Source organism: Blautia obeum ATCC 29174, from assembly GCF_025147765.1.
Taxonomy (GTDB): Bacteria; Bacillota; Clostridia; order Lachnospirales; family Lachnospiraceae; genus Blautia_A; species Blautia_A obeum.
Genome location: NZ_CP102265.1, coordinates 3,584,549 through 3,606,576 on the forward strand (window position 1 = coordinate 3,584,549; position 22,028 = coordinate 3,606,576).

Below are 22,028 nucleotides of genomic sequence, written 5' to 3' on the forward strand. Positions count from 1 at the left end.
TTCATATCAGTCCTCACCTTCCTCAGCTTCAATCGCTGATACGTCTTCTTGTGTTACAGTTACTTCATACATTTCAAATTCTGTATCTTTCGACATCACCAGTCGGTGTGCCAGATATTTTTCGACATCAAAAGCATTATTCTTATTGAAATCGGCAAGTTCCTTGTACCGTTTGTGCTTTGTGATGTCATATTTGTTGCTTAAAAACGGCCGGACTCCTCGAAGCTGTAAGATACATTTTTCTCCATCCATGACCGCCAGCTCATCTCTACTCATCAGTTCTTTTCCAGTCTTTTGATAGTTCAGCCCATAGGACCGGTTGCTGCCTCTGGTATCTGATGTGTTGTAAAGATCAATGGTTTCCTTTCCCAGGGTTTCTGATATTTCTTTCAATGTGGAACTTTCCTTTCCACCAAGGAAAAGAACGGTGTCACAGTTACCAGTGATCGTCTCAGCAGCATCCTTATAGATGGTTTTCAGCTGAGATTGTGACTGCAGGATGATAGAAGCGGAGATTTCCCTGCTTCGGATCGTAGCAATCAATTTGTCGAATTTTGGAATCTGTCCGATATTGCTGAACTCATCAAGAAGCAGCCGTACATGATAGGGAAGTCTGCCTCCATGCTCATCATCCGCTTTATCACAAAGCAGGTTAAAGAGCTGGGTGTACATGATCGCTACCACAAAGTTGAATGTGTCATCGGTATCACTGATGATGACAAACATAGCTGTTCTCTGATCACCAATCATATCCAGTTCCATTTCGTCATACGACATGATTTCTCTTAGCTCCTGAATATCAAATGGTGCGAGTCTGGCACCACAGGAAATCAAAATCGATTTTGCAGTTTTGCCGGCAGCAAGCTTGTACTTGCGATATTGCCTTACTGCAAAGTGTTCCGGATTTTCTGCTTCCAGTTCTTCAAACAATTCATCCACTGCATTTTTAAATTCTTCATCATCCTCCCTGGTCTCACTGGCATTGATAAATTCCAGCAAAGTAGAAAAGTTCTGTTCTTCCTCCGGTGCCTCATACCAGATGTATCCGATCAGTGCAGAATACAAAAGACGCTCGGCCTTGACCCAGAAATCTTCCGTTGATTTTTCGCCCTCACCCTTGGTATTTGCGATAATGGTATTGACCAGCTTTAAGATGTCTTTTTCACTCCGGATATAATGGAACGGATTGTAATGCATGGACTTTTTAAAGTTGATCGTATTTAATACCTTGATCCGGTATCCTCCATTTACCAGCATCTTCCCGCATTCAACGATGATCGTACCCTTTGGATCAGTGACCACATAGGATACGTGGTCCGTCATCTGCATAAGATTGGGCTTCACATAGAATCTTGTCTTACCGGATCCGGAACCACCGATGACGATCACATTTTTATTTCTGGCATACTTTGGGGCTTTTGGCCGGCTGTTCATGGTCAGACGTTCCGTTTCTGTGAGGATGACATTGTTTTCAAAGACCGGATCCATGAAGGGTTCGATATCTTTTCTATTTCCCCATCTTGCGGATCCATACTCCACACCCTGCCGGAACTTCTTTGCATTTTTAGAACGATAGTAGACCACCAGTTTTAATGCACCTGCAACCAGAACACCTACCGTAAGATCCTGCAAAGCGATACTTGGCAGCCAGCTTAAAAATGCCAGTCGAAAATTGACTAACATCACGCCAAGTCTCTGGACCATGCTTTCTCCCAGGCAATGCCGGTACAGCCAGGATCCTTTATCTGCTACATAGAAGATAAAGAAATATGGGAGATTTAAGATCACCAGCCGTTTGATCTGGACCTTCTGTAATTTCTCCCGCATCATCGTTCCTGACCTCTGGATTTTTGTCTCTGCTTCACACGCTGGCGGTTCTTTGCTTTTCTTTCTACAGATTTCTGCAGTTTCTTTCTGACAGATGGTTTCTTCACCTGTTTCTTTTTCAGTTCTACTCCGGCATATTCCCGGAAAGCCGCTGTCATCACATCCACGTCTTTTGCCTTAAAGAAGACCAGATATTTCGGTGGATCAGCACCGACTTCTTTCTTCAGGCTGTAATCAATGCCGTATTTTCTTGCCACACGATCAAAGGATTTGACATTTTCATCTGTGATCTTTAAGTTGGAAAGCTGTACTCCCTGTGCATTCAGCTGCTTGATGGTCTGCTTTCCATGCGGCTTTTTCTTTTCAATCTTTTTTCGGGCTTTTTCCCTTCCTTTCTCCTGAGCCCGTCCGGTCTTTTCAGCCATTTTCACCTGCGTTGCTTTCTGTTTCCTGCGGTTGTCCATTTCCAGGAACTTCCGAAGGGCTGCTTTTAGCACACTGGCAGTGATCTTGACTCCCTGGATACTCAGGCTGATCACTTTCTGATTTACTTCTTCCTGCAATTACCCACGTCCTTTCTTTCCTTTCATCTCAGAATAAAGACGGGCAATACAATATCCGATGCATGGAACATGTTTTCCATACGGACAGCCACCACATGGTGTTGTTTTTACTGCTTTTTTCTTTTCCGGAAGCAGATAGTGGCACTGTTTCAAGCTACAGCCTTTCTTTTTGCCTCCCCACCAGTAACAGTACTTGCAGGACCATGGCTTTTCTTCGCTGTACTTTCTTCCCTCAATAGCTGCATTTGGTTCTATGATCAGATCTTTATTAGTCTTCATTCTGTTCTTCCTCTTTTCTCATGATTTCTGTCAGTTTTTTCTCTGCCTGACTTCCGGCAGCAATGAGACAATACAAAACTGTAAATATTGCCGCTGCTCCCAGAAGAGCAACAAAAATAATGATATTTCTCATGGTTTCTCCCATCTAAAAAAGCGTCCACAGATTCCTTTCGGTTTCCATGAACGCTCATTCTTATTTAATTAGTGTTTCTTTTTTCTCATAAATGCAAGGGCTCCTGTACCAGTCGCACCAATGCCGAGAAGCATAAACCACAGCCACAGATTGGTGTTATCCCCAGTCTTTGGTGAATCACTGACAGGTTTTCCACCTTCCGGTGTCTTTTCTGCCGGTTTTTCCTCATCCACCATGGTTACATGCTGTACTACACTGGTATCCTTTACTTCGAATTCCACATCTTTTGCAACCAGATAGCCATCCGGTGCTGTTTCTTCACGGAGAGTGTATTTTCCGATCGGAAGCATTTCGATGTAATGTGCTTTCTCTGTACTGGTCCAGCTTTCCACAACTTTTCCATCCTGATCAAGGATTGTGAGTTTCGCTCCCGGAAGTTCTTTTCCGGCGATATCCTGTTTGGAGATTTTCACCTTCGTTACATCATCCTTCATCTCAACTTTCTGCACATCGGCAGTATCTTTGATCGTGAACTTCACGCTTTCAGCTGTCACGTAACCATCAGCAGGTTTTGTTTCAACCAGTGTGTATTCTTTTCCGACAGTCAGCTCACGGATCACATGTGCTTCTTTACCGGAAGTCCATTCATCCACGATATTTCCATCAGCATCTACCACTTTCAGCTTACATCCTGGAAGTTCTTTTCCGGTTGTCAGACTGGATTTGGTAAATTCTACAATGGTTGGCTGATTCTCAAAGGTAAAATCATAGGTTACAGTCGGCTGATCCTCACCTGCATACTCAAACGTAAATTCTTTTCCTTCATCGTTGGTTACGAATCCGTCTGGTGCATAGAGCTCTTTTACATAATAAGTTGCTCCTATTGGAAGATCTGCAACAAATGTGATCTTTCCTTCTTCATCTGTAGATTTCAGCTCAATGATCTCATCGGCTTCGATCAGGACTTTACCTGTTGTCTCAGACTTAATGTCTTCTTTGGCAAATAATCCAAAGATAGCGCCTTCCAGTGTACGGTCAGAATCTTTTTCTTTCTTAAGTACACTGACTTCTACTCTCTGACGGTTGTTCTGCCAGTCTTTGTCATAGACTACAACCGGTGTATTCTGATCCACGTAAGTCAGATCTACATGACGGATCTCACCATCCAGCACATGACCGTAAGCAGTTCCTGTTTCCTTCACGTAGTATTTCCCAAGTGGAAGATTTTCCAGTTTTGCAATACCGGTTTCATCTGTCTTGATCGTTGCAATCAGTTCATCCTTTTTATAGTAATCGTCACTGACGCCATCGGCAGCCTTAATGTCTTCCTCAGCATAGACTTCAAACGTAACATCTGTCAGCTTTCCGGTTACATAGTTGAAAATGTGTTCCACCACACCTTTGACCTTATCGGCCAGTGTAACAGAATCCAGGAATTCTCCCTTTTTGTTGATGATGAGTTCACCAACCGGTACCTCGTCCTTCATTTCCACTTTCTGAACTTCTTCGGTATCTTTGACTGTGAATGTCACATCATTGGCTACCAGATAACCATGCGGTGCAAACTCTTCATGTAGGGTATAAGTCTCACCCACTTTCAGATATTTGATCACATGCGGTGCATCTTTGGAAGATGTCCAGCTATCTACTACATTTCCATCTTTATCCGTTACTTTCAGATAAGCTCCATCCAGTTCTACACCGGTTGTTGCATCTGATTTTGTGATCTCAACAGTTGTCGGCTGGTTCTTCTTTACGGATTTTAATGTTACTGTCTGTACATCCTGGCCCTGATAAGAAGCATCAAATCTCAGTACTTCATCCGAAGATACGAATCCATCTGGTGCTTTCAGTTCTTTTACATAATAGCTTCCAAGTGGAAGATCCAGTGTACATGCTGCCTGACCTTTTTCATCAGAAGTCATTTCCTGTAAAAGAGTATCTGCTTTGACGATCACTTTTCCATCTTTCGTCTGAATGTCTTTTGCATTGTAAATACCGAACACTGCTCCGGCTACTGTATTGCCTGTCTCAGCATCCTGTTTTTCGACAGTAATCGACACTTTCTGTCGTTCATCTGTGACAGAGATTTCTTTCTCGATCACTGCAGTATCCTGATCCGCATAAGCAAATTCGACATTTTCCGGCACGGTATTTAACACATAAGTGTCCGGTGCATTCTTCTCTTTGACATAGTACCTGCCAAGTGGAAGATTCTTTACGGTTGCATAACCATCTGCATCCGTTATGACGGTTGCTACCAGTGCATCCTTTGCAAAATACAGAGTTCTCTGTCCATCTGCATCTACCTGATGATCGGCAGTATAAATATCCTCTGCCGCATAGACTTCAAATTCAGCACCTGCAAGTCCAGCCATTTCATACTGGAAGTCCTTATCAAATCCCTTTAACACTTCACCCTGTTTATAGATCTTTAACTGACCTTTGACCGGGGCATTGGTATATTCCACATCAATGACTGCATCTCCTGTGACAGGATCGGTCAGATAAGCAGTATCTGTATCAACTGCAACTGTCACATAGTTTTTGGATATTGTGTACCCATCGGGTGCCGTCACTTCCTCAATCCGGTAGTTACCAGGTTTCAGATTTCTCGGCAGTACCAGGTATCCTTCCTCGTTTGTGAAATAAGATTTGTGTACTGTTGGCTTCGGATAGGATGTTGTCTGTTCCACATATTTCTGGTTATCCAGGTCGTATACCTTGAACTCAGTATTTGCCAGGAGTACAGATTTCTGTGTTTCTGCATCCTTTTTGATAATCTTTAATTTTGCTTTGAATTCTTTATCCAGAAGCACTCGCCATGTCTGCGGTGTATCCGGATAATTCTCTGTGATCTTCACTACAAAATCATCAACCGGTGCATAGTTGTGTTTGCTTGTGGTTTCTCTTACCACATAAGTTCCATATGGAAGCGGAATCGATCTTGCATATCCTTTTTCATCGGTAAACATTTCTGTCTGGCCATCTGCAGTCAGTACAACTGGTCTGGCCGAATCAAAATCATAACTTCCATCTGCTTTTACTTTCAGATCACTGACAAGCCATGCTGAAAAACCAACTCCCTGCAGAAGATCTGCATCGGTCTTTCCGTTGTTTGCTGCCTTGATGATCTGAAATGGCTGTTTGATGACAGTTTCTTTACATACAGAAGTTCTTTCTACTGTCGGAACAGTAGCACCTTCGTAAGTACAGTCCACATCATGTTCTGTCGGATCCAGTACATATCCCACTGGAGCACTAAGCTCTTTCAGATAATACTTTCCAAGATACAGATCCGATACAGAGGCTTCGCCATTCTTATCCGTTGTCAGGGATGTAATCAGGCTGTCTTTCTTATGGATCGTTCCGGTTCTTCCATCCGGATGAACAATATCTTCCCTTGCATAAAGACCATATACCGCACCTTCCAGTGTTGCATCACCCTGTGCTGCATTCCCTGTCTCAGCATCCTGTTTTGCAATGTTGATCTTTGCATTTACACGTTTGTCTGTTACATTTTTGGTCGTTGTCTTTCCGATAGCAAGAGTCACATTATAAGACTTTGTATCGATCTGATACCCTGTTGGAACAGAGATTTCTTTCAGATAAACAACTTCCTGTGTTTTCTCCATTGTGAGCTGTGAAGCACCATTCTGATCAGTTGCAGGCATCTCTGCGATCAGCTTTGTATATGCAGCATCGGAATAGATCCCGTACACTGCACCGGCCAGTGCATTGCCTGTATCCTGGTCTTTCTTTACAATGGATACTTTGCATTCTTTTGTCCAGGTTACTTTAAAATCCACATATTTCTCATTTCCGACACCTTCACCGAAAACAAGAGCCAGATCCTGTGTTCCAGATCCTGTTACAATCTTGTAAGCAGAGTATTCTTTATCAATGCTTCCCTTCATCCGAGAAGAAAATGTAGCACTGACGCTCTCTGCCTGATCAAGTGGTGCTGTCAGATAAAACTGTGTACCTCCACTGATTTCTACACTTGCTCCTGCAGCACTGGTTTTACCGATTGTCACATTTACAAGCTTTACACCGCTTGGCAACTTAAATGTGATTGTCTGCAGTTTATCTGCTTTGAATGTGATCACGCTTGTTCGCTGGCTGTTTCCTTCCACATAAGCCTTTACATTAGATTCGGAAAAGCTCATATCTACAGACGGAATGTCCGGCATATTTACACAATAATTGTAAAGCTCCATTGCCAGGTTCTTTCCTGTTGCATTAGTTCCGGATGCCCAGTCACTGGATCCATTTGCATAAGCTGCTGCAAGATGGGTAATGATGAATCTCTTTCCTGCCGGAAAATCCGGATGTTTCTCATCGAAGAAACCATTCTCATCACTTGCTTTTGTTCCGTAATAGCAGACCTTTGCAAGTGTCTTTCCATCGGCAAGTTTCTGGATCGTATAAGTTCCATTTCCCGGTCCTTTTTTCGATGGTTCAACACAGTATGCTGTCGCATTGATGCTTCCCCATTTCACATAATATGGACAAGTCAGATAAGAACCTAATCCATAGTCTGCGTAATAGTACCAGGAACCGGCTGTGACGGTGACTGATTTTGTTCCTGTCTCACCAGAAGCAAGCATCATTGGCATATCGAAAGTAATACTTTCGCCTGCTTCAAGATCTGCAAGAGCAACTTCCTGGTCAACAGCTTCCTGCATAACCTCTGAGAGTGTGATCCCTGTTTCCGGATCAACGTTCTCCTGATTCTCCGTTGCTTCGATCTCTGCATCAAATTCTTTTTCTGTCAGTTCTGTTTTGCTCTCCGTGTCAGCAGCATCAGTTTCCTCTGTAGACGAGTCAGCCTCAGAATCCTCTGTTTCTGTCTTATCGGAAGAACCAGCATCCTGATCAGAAGAACTTTCTGACTGCGAATCTTTCTGTTGATCCGCTTCTTTTACCACGATCTTTCGATTGATCTGGTAGGTTGGGTGATCCGTTGTCTGTGGTTCTACATAATAGACTGCCTTATAGGAATTGGCATAATCGGTAGAAAAATCATTCCCGTCTGTATCTTTTGCTTCCTGAAATGTAACTTTTACTTTGCTGTCATCCTGGATCGTAAGACCGGTATAATCACTCTTTACATCGAAATTGTCTCCAACCTTGATCTCATAATCCTTTGCAGTTACCACTTCATCTTCATCCAACTGATCCTTGATCTCCTCATAATACGGAATCTTTTTTACAGATCTGGCATCCTCAGAAGCATAGGCAACTGCGGGAGAGAGTACCGTTGATAGGACCGTTACTGCAGTCAGTAAACCGGACATCACCCTGCGTGCGTTCTTTTTCACGTTCATTCTCTTAAATCCTTCCTTTCTGATTCTTTTGTGTATGGTTATCTGTTCGTGTCTGCATATTATCTTTTATACGAAGATGATCGCCTCCTTTCCTGAAATTTGCGCTATTTGGGACAGTCAGCACAAGCTGAGATAACAGCACAAATATATGGCGGTACCTGTTTGTCACAAATACCGCCACATGATTTCTACTGTCATCCTCTTTTTAGATTCAGACATTTTATTTTGATTTAAGATTTAAGCGTTTTCCTGTTTTCTTTCCCGGATCCGTTCCTATATCAGTTTCCATCTCTGATACGTTTTCTTCTGGCAGACACGCAGCTTTTCGCTCTATGCATGTTCAAACCGAATATCACTCCGGGCAGGCTATTCATTTTTCAAGGTACATGAAGGTGTTCTATGCAAACCCTTCATATAACGAAACGCTCAGAGCCTGTTTTACAGTGGTCTAATTCAATTTTTTGAAATTTTTTTAAAATTCTTCGTTTTCAGCCTTTTTTTTCATCGTTTTTAATGCCCTGTTCAGGAGGTCATTTACACTCTGCTGTTTGATTCCCAGATAATCTGCGACATCCTGCTGACGCATTTCTTCGAAATAAACCAGATTGAGTACCATCTTTTGTCTCTCTGTCAATTCCTTGATCAGCGCATGCAGAATTTCTCTGTCGATAACATCGTCAACAAAATCTTTTGAAGATCCTCTCATAATCTCCGCATCATCTGTAACATCGCTGTTAGAAAATACACCATGATTGGTGCTGATTTTGCTCTGGCTGTATGCCATACGGTCTTCAGCCTCCATCAGCAGACGGATATACCAGTTTTCATTATCAAAGAACTCTTTATTGAATTCCTTGTTATCACCAGTTACACTCACATATTCATAGTCATCACAACTATGAAGTGGAAATACGGTTGATTGATTTCCTGCTGTATAAAGTACATATCCGTGATCATAAACAGAGATTGTTGTATCTGCATTGATCATTTCCTTTACTACAACTTTGTGTTCCTTCAAGGATTTCGCGCTTGGGATTCTCTTCTCCACATCAGCAACTTTCACGATTTTTTTCAGTTCTTTTAATGTCAACATAAAGACCACCTTTCTGCCTTTCGGCTCCGGGTGGTCCATTCCATCTTTTATAAAATTCCTGCACAGACATAAAGAACTGCAGCACAAGAGATCACGAACTCACCCGTTTTTTTTGAACGGGAGTCCGTGACTCCTTTGTAACGCATGTATCTGCGTTTAGATTAAGTTTGCCAGATTGCCTGGCTTATTCAGTTGCTATGTGCATCTTCTGATTTATTCTCTGTTTGCTCTTTGCGAAACGTGGAATAATCGCCCATAGCATCGTAAGGACAATGCCTTACAAATTCCTGGTATTCGATTTCAGTCATCTTTGCTTCCTCCTTTGTGTCATATTATCAAAATCTCTATTTACAATTATTTTTGCAAAAAAGAATTCAACCTCTATATAACGAAACGCTGAGAGCCTGTTTTACAGTGGGGTACGTCAAAAAATTTAAAAATTTTTCGAAATACGTCAAAAAAGCCCGACAAAACAAATACTTCAACAATCTCCAAAACCAGAAAATACTTCTGATCTTGCAGTGTATCCGTAAATGTTTTGCCGGGCTCTTAGTGATTCCAGTCAGGTTCAGCTCCTTGACAAACTCTTGCTGTCTGGTGCGTTCTTGATGGTTCCTGCCAAATCCAACGCTTACTACAGACAGCTCATTCTATTCTGTTATGATCCCTGATTCATCATTTTTCGGGAATACGTCCGCATCCTGGACTTTAATTGTTCATCTCGGATGTGGATCGGACGAACCGACACCATATCATCCTTTACAAATATCTCCAATGTACTGCGACATTTTTTGCACTCCACTTCTGAATCGCTTTGTGCGCTCTTTTCAATAAATGCTCCACATACAGAGCAGTGTACATGCCATTTAATAGCACCTGATCCCATATAGGCTTCCTCCTTTAAGCAATAAGATATTCTCCATTTATTACTCAACGGACCAAAGGGAAATCAAATCCGCCTTATGAGCATCATGCCATCCATTCCGTAAGTGCCAAAGCTACACGAACAGCACGATTTCTATTCTGATCAGATCTGCTTTGTCGATCTGTGCATCCTTTTTTATCCTTTCACCAGCTACCACTCACTCTTTCCGGTATAAAAAATTCCGCTGTGATTAATTAACATGATATTTCAATAGTTTCAAATACATCACCAGTCAGATCACAGATGTCCTGGATCTGGATCTCGGTATCATCAATCCGTAAGTGGACTGATGGATCAAAAAATTCTACGGTTCCAGATAATGTATGGTACTGACCAATTAATGGATTCTTCCATGACTTTTGAAAATAAGTTGCCTGTATCTTCATTCCATATGCCAGGATTCTTAATTTCATATCCAGCTCATTTTTCTTTTCCTCAGATAAATCTCTTTTTGGTTCATAAATGATTTCCTGTTGCCGGATTGTTTCATCCAATCCACGAAGTGCCGCAAATGGAGCAAACTGTTTTGCTCTGCGTCCTACATCCATGGGATGTCTCCTGGAAACCGGTCTTGGTAAATATAAATACGGTTGATATGCACTTGCCAGCACTTTTTGCACCTCCTCTAAGCACGGTGACCACCTATTTGCTCGTTGCGTTCTCTATAAGTAGAACACTCCAGCAGGTTGGAGCCCCGCATGATCGCATTCTTTCCATAACGCTGCTTTACATTCAATACTGCTTCCTGTAAATGCCGTTCCTTATCGGTCTGTTTGGGATCATCAAACAGGCTGTACTGCACATAACTTTCAGGAGCAACCCTGTTCGCACACACCTCGATTCTTCGGATTCCGGTATATCTGTCTGCAATCCTGCGATATAAATCTTCCACTGCATCTATGATCTTTTTGGAACTGTTACTTTCTCTTTCGAGTTTTACGGTTCCTTTGGATGCCTCATGCTCATACCTGTGGTCATAGGCGATCCATAAGGTGAGAGAATTTGTTACCAGTCCTTTTTCAAACAGATCCAGGACCAGATTGTCTGTCATTTCCCTTACGATCACAAGTGCTTCGTCAAAAGAATAATTTCGCATCAGCACCTGGCCATTCGATAGGCTGTGCTCTTCCGAATGATAGTTCTTGATGTCACTCATCCGGCATGTTTCATATCCCCATGCATGATCGATCAACAGCTCTGCATCAATCCCAAACATCTTATACAGCCAGTCTTCGGATCTTAAAGAAGCCATTGCAATATCGCCCATTGTATGGATTCCATAACCGGCTAGTTTTTTTTCAGTCCGGGATCCAATCCTCCAGAAGTCACTTAATGGTTTATGATCCCATAGCTGCTCTCTGTAAGAGAATTCATCCAGGATTCCAATATGGTCATCCACATGCTTTGCTACAATATCCATTGCGATCTTAGCAAGATACAGATTGGTTCCCACACCAGCGGTTGCAGTGATACCTGTTTCCTCCATAACCTCCTGCATAAGCTTTACCGCCATTTCTTTTGCAGTGAGATGATAAAGCTGCAGATAGTTTGTCACATCAATAAAACACTCATCGACACTGTACACATGGATATCTTCTTTTGAGACGTACCGCAGATAGATTCCATAGATCTTTGCGGAATAATCCATATACAGCTGCATCCTTGGCATGGCTGTGATGTACTTCACACAATCCGGTATCTCATGGATCCGGCACCGGTTCTTGATGCCAAGAGATTTCATAGCCGGTGTGATTGCCAGGCAGATTGTTGACTTTGATCTGGTCGGATCTGCAACCACCAGGTTTGCTTTAAATGGATCCAGCCCACGTTCTACGCATTCCACAGAAGCATAAAAGGACTTTAGATCAATACAGATAATAGAAGTCTGATCCTGACTCACATTGTCACCTCCCATACGTCTTTCCTCTTTTTGTAACATGTATCCCATTTTGACTATCAATGATTGTCTATTCTTCCTGTTTTCATTGAATTACAGGAAATTCATTTCACATATCCATTGACAAAAGAGGAAATATTGTGTATCTTATAGGAAAGATGTTTCCCTTATCTGTGATTCACATTATAGGAGAGATATTTCCCTTTGTCAAGATTAATTTTTATTTTTTAGGAGACACATTTCCCGTTTTGCCTTGAAGCGGCTAATGAAACTTATAAGACAAGGCTTAGAAAGAGGTATGTTTATGACATTCGGTGAAAAAGTAAGATCATTAAGAAAAGAAAAAAAGATGAGTCAGCAGGAACTGGCCAGTATGGTTGGTGTTTCATATAGGACCATTCGATCCTGGGAAGTAGAAGGACGTTTTCCAAAACAAAATGTTCTGTATCAGAAACTGGCAGATGCATTACAGTGTGACGTTTCTTATCTCATGAGTGAGAATGAAGCTTTTATCACAGAAGCATCCGAACAGTTTGGTAACCGTGGTGCCAGACAGGCTCAGCAGATTCTGGAACAGGCTGCAGCTATGTTTGCCGGTGGATCACTGACAGACGAAGATAAAATAGCTTTTATGGATGAGATCCAGAGCCTTTATCTGGATTCCAAAAGACGTGCAAAGAAATTTACACCGAAAAAATATCTGAAAAACCAAGAGGAAAAATAATAGAAGGCGGGATTATTGTACACCTAATCTGTTACCTTATAGTTACAAGGATATTTCTGCCCTTTTATTTTTTACTTTTGAGGTGATTTATTTGAGAAACACTTACATATATACAGAAACAAAGAAATTAATCAAGAAATATGGAACCCGAGATCCATTTGAGATCATGGATCAGATGAACATTGTTGTCGGGGAAACTTCCAGATATAAGACACTGAAAGGATATTGTTTTATGAGCTGCAAGACGATCTATGTCATGATCAGTAGTTTCCTTTCAGAAGAAGAAAAGATGATTGTTGCCGCTCATGAATTAGGACATATCATCCTGCATCGTTCCCAGCTGAAAATGGCTCCAATGCAAGATGATACACTCTATAATATGACGGATAATACAGAATACCAGGCCAATCTGTTTGCTGCCGATCTTCTGATTGATGATGAGGAGATCGAAGATATGGTTCAGAACGAAGACCTGGATTATTTCGGACTCTGCAGTTCTCTGAATGCAACTCCGGAACTCATGAGCTTTAAACTATACAGCCTGACAAAACGAGGCCAGGCTTATCATATGCCGATGGAGATTCAGAGTAATTTCCTGGCAAAATAATAAAGGATAAGCGCATTCTACAATAAGAAAACTATAGATTTATCTCACTGAAAGGAGGAACATTTATGTCAAGACATCATATAGAAAAGGTAACTTGTCCTTCCTGCCATCATGAGGGGGATTTTGAACTCTGGGACAGTATTAATACTGCACTGGATCCTGAAATGAAAGAGAAGGTACTTAATCAATCTATTTTCCTTTATACCTGCCCGAGCTGTGGAGAGACCTTTCGTTTAAACTACTCCACACTCTATCACCAGATGGAAGATCTTGTCATGATTTATCTGGTTCCTGAATCAGAAGTAAAGAAGACATATGAAATATTTTATGAAAAAAATACTTTGGCTGATTATCGTACCGAAAAGTACTTATACCGGATTGTGACATCAGCAAATCAGCTCGTTGAAAAGATCCAGATCTTTGATGCAGGTAAAGATGACAGGGTAATGGAACTTGTTAAATTACTTGCGACAGATTCTATTCTCAAAAATGATCCCGATATAGAATTTGATGAACTGCGCTTTGCTGTCGACGACGACGGAACAAATATTCTTGTAATCATTAATAAGGGTGAGATTACTGGTGCAGTTGACATTGACAATATGTATGAATTTGCTTCTTCACACTGCAATGATTTCAAGGATCTCCGCGATGATGATGAAATAGTTATCAATAGGGAGTGGATCCTTAACAAACTTGCCGAAGCAGAAAACGAATAGTATATTTGGTGGCTACACCCCCAAGCCCCTGTGGAATCAATAACGCCGGTACTGGATATCAAAATCCCGCACCGGCGTTATTGATTGTAATTATCTTACTTTGATATAATCATAAACTGTCAGCTCTGCAAACTTGAATTTATCTTGCAATTAGAAACCATTTATCTTGTATATGGTTCAGTGTCTTTTCCATCATATACAAATGCTTTTATATCCGTATTTTCATCAACCTCAGCATGAATACCTACCGTGTATTCTTTATCTGTAACATTCTGAAAAGAATAGCAACCGCCAGCAGGAATACTGTCAGATACAAGTTCCTGTTTTCCTTCACAGAGCAGATGTACAGTAATGTCAAAATCGTTTCTGTTCTGGACTGTCAACACGCCTGTATTAGACAAAATTTTTGCGTCAGAATATGTAATTACATAGGAATCAGGCGTTGACTTTTCCGCACAGACCACAGAACACTCCCACTGTGTCTTTGCTTTTGCTTTTCGATAGGCTTCCGAAGACTTATATGTTGAAAATATAATCATTGTACTTATAGCAAGAATGCCAATGATGACAAACGCTATTGTTACTTTTTTCTTCACAACCATCACCTCCACACACAAATCCCGGTTTTCTCAATTCTCCAAACTGGAATTTGGCTATTTCGTTGCAACAATACTTATCCAATGATTTTTTGCATTTGAATACGTTTTGATCTCTGTAAAACCCGCTTCTTTCAAAGCGGCAACAAGTTGTTTAGATGTGTAAATCTTCATACCATTGATCATCTTTGTCCATTTTTCATCTGCGGCATTCGTTCCGTCACTCTCGTTACAAATCAGGAATATGCCTTCGCTTTTCAGCACACGGTTGACCTCGGAAAAGCATTTTACTAATCCTGGCCAAAAGTAAACTGTTTCGAAGGCAGAAACATAATCAAAAGTCGCGTCAGAAAAGGGTACAGCAGATACATCTCCTTGAACTACATTACATTTCCCTTGTTTAATGGCGAGGGCGTTCAATTTTTGAGATTCTGCCACACTAACCTCAGAATAATCCATTCCTGTCACGTGGCCATTTCTACATCTATCAAGCCAGACCGCAATATTTGCTCCGCCGCCACAGCCAACGTCCAGAACTTCAGCATCAGACTTTGCGGAGATATTTGAGAATCCCCATTGCGATAATTTGGCGTGACCGCTGTTCATCATCTTCGTCATCAATTTTCCGCCGAAGCCTTGTGGCTTACGGGTATTTTCAAAAAATCTCATTACAGAATTCCTCCTCCACAAATACCGGTTTTCTTAATTCGACAAGAATTCTATATCTCTTCTTTAGCGATATTATGTATTTGGGTTCTTCCTCAGTCAATATATTAGATTCCTTTTTCATCTCCATCTATTTTTCTGTCCCCTTCAATAAAATATCTCATCCAAGTCGCGTATAGACACATCGCTTTTCCTATACCACTTTGCAAATTTTCGATATATCCTTGTCGGGGGAATTACCATACTTAGCAGCATCCATACACACATCCAAAAAATTCCTATAGTTGCACCAAAAGCACAGTAAATAAATTCTTTAAAAATAACAAGAAGAACAACTGATGGCACTATAAATCCAGCTAATACACCGATTAATTGAAACCAAAATGTAAATTTGTATGATCTTATAAATTTATTATAATTCTCCTCAAGTAATATTTCTTTTGCAAAATCCTTCATGTCCAAGTTCTGTCGTAGATTTTCTAATGAAGCATTCGCTTGGATTAAGTCTCTTTTCTGCATATTCCTCACTTCTCCTAATTTTTTCTGCCTATAAAAATTATCTTGTTACAACAATCTCCTCCTCAAATTTCAATTTTCTTGATTCTGTAAACTGGAAGTTATAGCCTGTCAGAGTAATATATCATACCAGATTGTCATTCTAATAGAAATCCATCTTATTGCAAAGCATAAAATTTTTCTTTTCTCTAGAAAGTTTTTTCCCAGTCCTCATCTGTATATGAAACTTCTTCATTCATTAGATTTCCGCCAACTACTAATTTCCCTGTATCGACATTATAAATATTTAGATAAATTGAATAATCAGGATTGCCATCTAATATCTGATACATGGCACAATATATAGCTGTTTTTCCAACGCATGAAAAAGCTTTTTTAAATGAAAGCTCTTGATCATAGTACATATTAATAGTGTTATATGAATCATTACAACACATATCATACTTCTGATTGATACCTGTTAATACTGCCTTTTGATCATCTATATGTTTTTCAACATATCCTTTCCAATACTCAATTTCTTCCTGAGTAGCAACCATATTAACTTGTCCGTCAATACATTCGATTTTCTGATAATTTCCGTCACTGTTTTCTTTAAGATAGTCAACTAGTGCTTCTTCATCATACCCAGACAATCCTTCAAACTGTTCTGGAAAAACAATTTCTATTGTATCTTCTAAAACTGTAGGGTTCTTTATTACATTACTTTCCTTTTCGTTTACAGATTCCGTCACAGTGTCTATTTCTTTACTACACGCCGTCAAGAATGTGCATACTAACACAACAACTAGTACAGTAAGAGTGCGTTTTTTCATGATTTTTCCTCCGTTTTTTGCTATTCTCTGTATTCAAACAACATATCATAATCCTTAATTATGATTTTGTGCTGTTCCTCATCAGTTAAGTAATTCTCATTATTCTCTTTTGCAACTTCCGATTTGCACTTCAAATCGTTTTCTTTATTCTATCATAGCATCCATTATTCCGCCATCAGTTTTTCGAACCAGGTATCCATGACAATGATAAACTGGCCTGCTCCTGGCAATTCTTGCAGCATTTCATCAAGAGTTTTCTGTTTCACATATTTCTGCACATACACCCAACAGGCAACGCTACTGGCTTCTGATACAATGTCAGCTATGGTTTTGCGCATAAGCTCTTCAAATTCAGTAATTTCTTCTTTTGGGACAACATCATACAGTGTTGGTGCCTGATGACTTAATTTTACGCTATGTTCATTTGCATCTTTAAGCAGATTCTTAACTTTTTCTCTTGAATCCTCCGGTACTTTCATGTACTCCCACATAAATGCTACCACGTCGGACGGTGTGTCTTTTTTAAGTGGTGGTAACTGAATATAATCATTGTTTTCGCTCATTTTCATATCCTCCTCACGATATAATAAAATCAATAATATGTTCTCTTGTCATGTCCAGTACAGTATCTACGAACACTCCTGCAAACAGGATCAGATACAGAATAACACTCAGCGCAAACAGGAATGCAACCTGTACCCAGTCATGGTAACAGTATGCAGTTGCTATAATCAACAAGGTGAATATAAAACCAAGGATTCCCCTTACAACCGCATAAGTCTGTACTGCCATCTTCACTGCCAGACCGATCACAAAAAGGATCAGCCATACCGGCAGTAATAATATCTTTCCAGCAAGTTTTAAAATAAACATGTGCACCTCCTATCTTACCAGTCCTGGCATATCATGGTTCACCTCTGCCTGATAATACCCGTTCATCGTTGACGGTGCATTAAACAGGGCTGCTAATAAATATTTCTTGATGTTCTTCACCTTTGTGGTGTTACCACTCATACAGTGTAAGACATACTCGATATGTGAATAGGTCAGCATCAGAAATTTTTTCTTCACCAGTGATGCCGGATACCAGTTGCTGGCAATCAGGATTTTGTCATTTTTACACATCACAGTCTCTACGATCAGATTCACGATTTCATCTACCTGTCGCATATCGTCATGATGGGTTACTTCCAGTGATTCATAATCAATGGTCTCTTTGACAAGGTTTTCATAAGCCTGATAATCCTCAGAGTGATTATCGCTATCAAATCTTTTCTCATCCACAGATATGATATGATTAGATTTATTATCATTCATTTCAGTATCACTAAGATTAGTATTATTAGGGTTTGAAATGTAAACTTCTTGAAGTTTGTTTTCGGGACTTCTAGAAGTTTGATTTTGGGACTTCATGAAGTTTGAATTGTAAACTTCTGTAGATTCCTCATTTTCCACAGAAGTTTGTTTTTTAAACTTCTTTAATTCCTCTCCAAATTTTTTCTCATCTGTTTTCTCAGGCATAAAGGTTTTCACGTAGATAACGTTCACCTTTCCAAATCCCTGTCTGCGTTTCTCAATCAGACCAATTCCTGTTTCGTCATCCAGTTCTCTCATGGATTTAATGGCTTTATTTCTGCCACAGTTCAGTAATTCCATGATATCTTCGATGGAAAAGTAGATATATGCTCTGTTTTTGTCGTCAAACCACTGATTCTTGATGGAAAGAGACATTCGATCCAACATCAGTCCATATAAAATTTTAGCATCGCTCGATAAATCTTTAAAATAACTGTCTGTAAATAATACTTTTGGTATGCGGTAGAAGCTGAACTGATCAGCTTCGGTACCGTAAAAATAATTAAATGTCATTTTTTTCTCCATAATTTCCTCCTTTCATTTTCTGCTAAGAAGTCCTCTTTTTAAACTTCTTTGACTTTGTTTTCTTAGCTTTTTCTATCCTTAACAGGACTGTTCCTGCATCCATTTTTCTAATAATGATTCAATCACCTGCTCCATATCTTTGGCTGTATAATCATCCGGAAAGTACTTTGTTAGTTTCTTTTCTGAGAAAGTGAGAGACCGGGATACTTTCTTTGCCATCACACAGTTATTGAAAATCGATAACATCTGAATCTGATTAATTGGTCCATTATTCAGTTGATTTCTAAGTGCTGCAATCTGTTTGGGCTTGATAAATCCAGTGTCGCTGATATATTCGTAAATCCATTCCTGTACTTCCTTATCGATGTAGGAGATATCGACAGCAACCGTGAACTGAAGCTTTTTGTTATCTACCAGATCAAGAAGTTCTGGTATCAACTCTGTCAGTCTAATGTAACGAGTCACCTGCACACTGCTTATTCCAACTTGCTCACCCAATAATTCTCGTGACTTTTTACCTAACTTGTGTTCATTTTGTACACAAGTTAAATCTGTTCTGACACCCTGTCTTTTCATTGCCTCAAGTTTCATCTTATAAGCAAAAGCTTTCTCACTCGGCAACAGTTCCTCTCGCTGAATGTTAGCGTCCACCATCGCCACAATGGCATCATCATCCGATAATTCTCTTACGATTGCCGGAATAGTCGTAAGTCCTGCCAGCTGTGCTGCATGCATTCTTCTGTGACCGGATACCATTTCATATTCTTCATTTTCATCCATGCGAAGTAGTACCGGTGTCAGTACTCCATTGATCTTTACGCTTTCAACCAGGTCCTGCATCTTCTCATCATCCAGCACCTTGAACGGATGATTCTTAAACGGATGGATCTTACTAATTTCAATTTCCATTGCTGACTCTTCATTTACCACACCAAGCAGTTCATCAATACTTGCCAGTTTAATCTTTTCGCCACTTCTATTTTTCATTCTTCAAAACCTCCTGTGTCAATTTCATATATGCCTCGGCAACTTTTCCTTTCGGACAGTGCATGTAAATACTTTTTCCCTCTGCACTTGTCTCAGCAGCTTTTACGGACATCGGGATCACATTTTCAAATACTTCAATCTGGCTTCCGTAGGTTGTATGTACTCTCGATGCAATGTCCCTTGCGTAATTGGTTCTGAAATCTACCATAGTCAAGAGAATGCCCTCAATCGCCAGTTTCCGGTTCAGTCTCTTCTTTACTGTAAGAATTGTCTTAATCAGCTGTTGAAGTCCTTTAACAGGCAGATATGCAGCCTGTACAGGTATCAGCACAGAATCGGAAGAGACCAGTGCATTGATTGTCATCATACCAAGACTTGGCATACAGTCAATCAGGATATAATCGTATCGGGATCTTATCGCATCGATATATTCCTTCATGATCATTTCCCTGCTCATAACATTTCCCATCGTTACTTCCAGGGCAGAAAGCTCAATATTTGCCGGAAGAAGATCTACATTTTCCTGGTGATGTAAGATACCATCTTCCAGAGAGATTTCTTCTTCATTGATGACATCCATCATGATCGTTGCCAGTGTGATGCGAAGATCATCCGGTTCCTCATATCCAAGACTTGCAGTTAAACTTCCCTGTGGATCCGCGTCGATTAGCAACACTTTCTTACCTTCTCTTGCCAGTCCTATGCCTACATTTACGGTTGTGGTGGTCTTTCCGACTCCGCCTTTCTGGTTTACTACGGATATAATTTTACACATAATTTCTTCCTCCTTTAACTTTCCCATGATTCTTTTTTCCATAATTTCAGCAGTGCCAGTATTTCCCGTTTCATCATTGCCGGTGTATAGGAATTTGGAAAATACTTGTGTAACTGCTCGTTTGTGAATGCCACTCTTGTGATCTCACCTTTTTTCACTTCGCACATAATTTCTTCCATCTTTTCCAGTGACAACTGCTTTTCTTTACTCAGTTGCCGGATCCTCTGGGCCTGTGAGAGTGATGGAATCGCCTGTGCATATTCCATTGCTACAAGCAGTTCCTTTTGTTCTGTTTCATTTAATGCAGCTATCTCTACAGCCGGACAAAAAGAAATAATCTCATCATCCAGTTTCTGCAGCATTTCCGGTATCAGTTTTGTCAGTGAGATATAACGCTGCACTTGTTTTGGGCTATCACCACAATCCTCGCTGATGATCTCTATTGCTCTTTTTCTTGGTGTTTTGTGGTCAACTTGGCTCTTTTTTCGACCACTTTTTCTTTTCAATACGTCATTCTTTAATTTGTAAGCAAAAGCTTTTTCACTGTAGCTGATCCGTTCTCTGTGAAGATTGGAATCCACCATGCTTAAAATGGAATCATCTTCACTTAATACCCGGATAATCACTGGTACTTTACGGTATCCCAGTTTCTCCGCAGCATGTTTTCTTCTGTGACCGGATATGATCTCATAGTAGCCATCCGGTACCGGTCTGACGATCAGCGGATTTAAGATTCCATACTTCTCAATGCTTTCCTGCAGAAGAAACATTTCCTTATCATCTTTCACCTGAAACGGATGCTCTTTGAACGGTCGAAGACGCTCAATCTCAATTTCTATGATTCTTTCTTCGTTTTCTCCTGATTGTCTGTTTGGCTCAGCCATCTTGACTCCTTTCCTCCAGGATTCAGGAACTAAAAAATGCCTGCCTGGAACTTTTATAGATAGTAAAGTTCCAAACAGACATTGCTGTTTGACCATTAGCTGTAGCTAATAGAATTGAATACTGTTTCAGCTAATTTATGTTTGCAGGTTTGGGAGAGATTGTTTCTTTTCCCGCCTTTTCTCTGATTTACATCCCCAAATAAGGGGTGACAACAGAGCGAAACCCAAATGTTAGCTGGACTTCCTAAAACCCATGTTTGCAAACCGGTGATTTTGATTAGCTGTCAGCTAACAAAAATCGGATTGCGTTAGCTGGAAATTGATCATTTTGAATGGAATTTAGTGTCACGAACGTGATTAGAAAATAAATAAAGCGTTCGTTGTCAGCTAATCCAGCTAACATTTTCGAACGCTTTGAAGCCCGTCGCCAAGAGGATTTGAACCTCCGACCCCTCGCTTAGGAGGCGAGTGCTCTATCCAGCTGAGCTATGACGACACATGCCGCAAACCCTTGATTTTACTGGGTTTCTGGGATTTTTCCCTTCGGCCATATATAAGATTATCAACTCTTTTTTGAGTTGTCAATCTACAGATTTTTTCGATTTGGTAACATTAGAACGCTCCCCAATTTGGGGAATGCTTTGTTGTCACCCTTAGCATTTTTCAGAATAGATTCGAACTGAAAGTTGTTTTTCATTTTTTCCCTTTGGGGAATGCCTCGGCTTTCTCTTAGGAGGCACTTGTTCTATCCATTAAACTAACAGGACATACCAGAAATTGTACTATATATTTCTTTAAAAAACAAGACCTT

The 22,028-nt window shown here is 40.4% G+C and carries 22 protein-coding genes and 1 tRNA gene; 3 read left to right on the forward strand and 20 right to left on the reverse strand.

Going from position 1 to position 22,028, the window contains the following annotated elements:
* Positions 1-6 precede the first annotated feature (6 nt).
* From NQ503_RS17240 to NQ503_RS17280, 9 genes are all read right to left on the reverse strand, one after another.
* Positions 7-1,830: a VirD4-like conjugal transfer protein, CD1115 family gene (locus NQ503_RS17240; RefSeq protein ID WP_005423571.1), complete on the reverse strand. Its 1,824-nt coding sequence runs from the start codon at positions 1,828-1,830 to the stop codon at positions 7-9.
* Complete coding sequence (locus NQ503_RS17245; RefSeq protein ID WP_044925240.1) at positions 1,827-2,390, reverse strand: PcfB family protein; 564 nt, start codon at positions 2,388-2,390, stop codon at positions 1,827-1,829. The genes NQ503_RS17240 and NQ503_RS17245 overlap by 4 nt, the downstream gene beginning before the upstream one ends.
* Positions 2,391-2,669, reverse strand: a complete 279-nt coding sequence (locus NQ503_RS17250) for a hypothetical protein (protein ID WP_005423569.1) — start codon at positions 2,667-2,669, stop codon at positions 2,391-2,393.
* Positions 2,659-2,802 (reverse strand): hypothetical protein, encoded by a 144-nt coding sequence (locus NQ503_RS17255; protein ID WP_164492145.1) that lies wholly within the window; start codon positions 2,800-2,802, stop codon positions 2,659-2,661. Before NQ503_RS17255 ends, NQ503_RS17250 begins: the two co-directional genes overlap by 11 nt.
* Before the next feature lie 68 nt (positions 2,803-2,870).
* Complete coding sequence (locus tag NQ503_RS17260; RefSeq protein ID WP_005423567.1) at positions 2,871-8,132, reverse strand: SpaA isopeptide-forming pilin-related protein; 5,262 nt, start codon at positions 8,130-8,132, stop codon at positions 2,871-2,873.
* Between the two features lie 472 nt (positions 8,133-8,604).
* Complete coding sequence (locus NQ503_RS17265; RefSeq protein ID WP_005423566.1) at positions 8,605-9,264, reverse strand: sigma-70 family RNA polymerase sigma factor; 660 nt, start codon at positions 9,262-9,264, stop codon at positions 8,605-8,607.
* 619 nt (positions 9,265-9,883) lie between these two features.
* Positions 9,884-10,111 (reverse strand): hypothetical protein, encoded by a 228-nt coding sequence (locus NQ503_RS17270; RefSeq protein ID WP_005334838.1) that lies wholly within the window; start codon positions 10,109-10,111, stop codon positions 9,884-9,886.
* Positions 10,112-10,344: 233 nt separating this feature from the next.
* Complete coding sequence (locus NQ503_RS17275) at positions 10,345-10,698, reverse strand: hypothetical protein (protein WP_003864619.1); 354 nt, start codon at positions 10,696-10,698, stop codon at positions 10,345-10,347.
* Positions 10,699-10,775: 77 nt separating this feature from the next.
* Complete coding sequence (locus NQ503_RS17280; RefSeq protein WP_330671186.1) at positions 10,776-12,065, reverse strand: Y-family DNA polymerase; 1,290 nt, start codon at positions 12,063-12,065, stop codon at positions 10,776-10,778.
* A gap of 247 nt (positions 12,066-12,312) precedes the next feature.
* On the opposite strand from NQ503_RS17280, the gene NQ503_RS17285 reads away from it, so the two are divergent.
* From NQ503_RS17285 to NQ503_RS17295, 3 genes are all read left to right on the forward strand, one after another.
* A complete protein-coding gene (locus NQ503_RS17285) occupies positions 12,313-12,771 on the forward strand; it encodes a helix-turn-helix domain-containing protein (RefSeq protein WP_005423558.1) in 459 nt (152 codons plus the stop codon).
* A 91-nt stretch (positions 12,772-12,862) separates the two neighbouring features.
* The gene (locus NQ503_RS17290; RefSeq protein WP_225876977.1) at positions 12,863-13,378 is read left to right on the forward strand and encodes an ImmA/IrrE family metallo-endopeptidase; all 516 of its coding nucleotides are present in this window, start codon (positions 12,863-12,865) and stop codon (positions 13,376-13,378) included.
* A gap of 65 nt (positions 13,379-13,443) precedes the next feature.
* The gene (locus tag NQ503_RS17295) at positions 13,444-14,097 is read left to right on the forward strand and encodes a CpXC domain-containing protein (RefSeq protein ID WP_195478691.1); all 654 of its coding nucleotides are present in this window, start codon (positions 13,444-13,446) and stop codon (positions 14,095-14,097) included.
* A gap of 161 nt (positions 14,098-14,258) precedes the next feature.
* Here NQ503_RS17295 and NQ503_RS17300 read toward each other — a convergent pair whose 3' ends face one another.
* The 11 genes from NQ503_RS17300 to NQ503_RS17350 form a co-directional block, all read right to left on the reverse strand.
* Positions 14,259-14,699, reverse strand: a complete 441-nt coding sequence (locus NQ503_RS17300) for a hypothetical protein (RefSeq protein WP_005423550.1) — start codon at positions 14,697-14,699, stop codon at positions 14,259-14,261.
* A 51-nt stretch (positions 14,700-14,750) separates the two neighbouring features.
* Entirely contained in the window at positions 14,751-15,362 is a 612-nt protein-coding gene (locus NQ503_RS17305) for a class I SAM-dependent methyltransferase (protein ID WP_005423548.1), read from the reverse strand.
* 144 nt (positions 15,363-15,506) lie between these two features.
* Positions 15,507-15,878 (reverse strand): hypothetical protein, encoded by a 372-nt coding sequence (locus tag NQ503_RS17310; RefSeq protein WP_005335762.1) that lies wholly within the window; start codon positions 15,876-15,878, stop codon positions 15,507-15,509.
* A gap of 185 nt (positions 15,879-16,063) precedes the next feature.
* Positions 16,064-16,690: a hypothetical protein gene (locus NQ503_RS17315; RefSeq protein WP_005423542.1), complete on the reverse strand. Its 627-nt coding sequence runs from the start codon at positions 16,688-16,690 to the stop codon at positions 16,064-16,066.
* Positions 16,691-16,854: 164 nt separating this feature from the next.
* Positions 16,855-17,259 (reverse strand): hypothetical protein, encoded by a 405-nt coding sequence (locus tag NQ503_RS17320; RefSeq protein ID WP_005423538.1) that lies wholly within the window; start codon positions 17,257-17,259, stop codon positions 16,855-16,857.
* 7 nt (positions 17,260-17,266) lie between these two features.
* Complete coding sequence (locus tag NQ503_RS17325) at positions 17,267-17,563, reverse strand: hypothetical protein (RefSeq protein ID WP_005423537.1); 297 nt, start codon at positions 17,561-17,563, stop codon at positions 17,267-17,269.
* 9 nt (positions 17,564-17,572) lie between these two features.
* A complete protein-coding gene (locus tag NQ503_RS17330; protein ID WP_005423535.1) occupies positions 17,573-18,571 on the reverse strand; it encodes a DUF6017 domain-containing protein in 999 nt (332 codons plus the stop codon).
* A 78-nt stretch (positions 18,572-18,649) separates the two neighbouring features.
* On the reverse strand, positions 18,650-19,558 hold the full coding sequence (locus NQ503_RS17335) for a ParB/RepB/Spo0J family partition protein (RefSeq protein WP_005423533.1): 909 nt from the start codon (positions 19,556-19,558) through the stop codon (positions 18,650-18,652).
* The gene (locus NQ503_RS17340; protein WP_044925279.1) at positions 19,548-20,333 is read right to left on the reverse strand and encodes a ParA family protein; all 786 of its coding nucleotides are present in this window, start codon (positions 20,331-20,333) and stop codon (positions 19,548-19,550) included. Before NQ503_RS17340 ends, NQ503_RS17335 begins: the two co-directional genes overlap by 11 nt.
* A gap of 14 nt (positions 20,334-20,347) precedes the next feature.
* On the reverse strand, positions 20,348-21,313 hold the full coding sequence (locus NQ503_RS17345; protein WP_005423529.1) for a ParB/RepB/Spo0J family partition protein: 966 nt from the start codon (positions 21,311-21,313) through the stop codon (positions 20,348-20,350).
* A 326-nt stretch (positions 21,314-21,639) separates the two neighbouring features.
* A tRNA-Arg gene (locus NQ503_RS17350) sits at positions 21,640-21,713 on the reverse strand.
* Positions 21,714-22,028 lie beyond the last annotated feature (315 nt).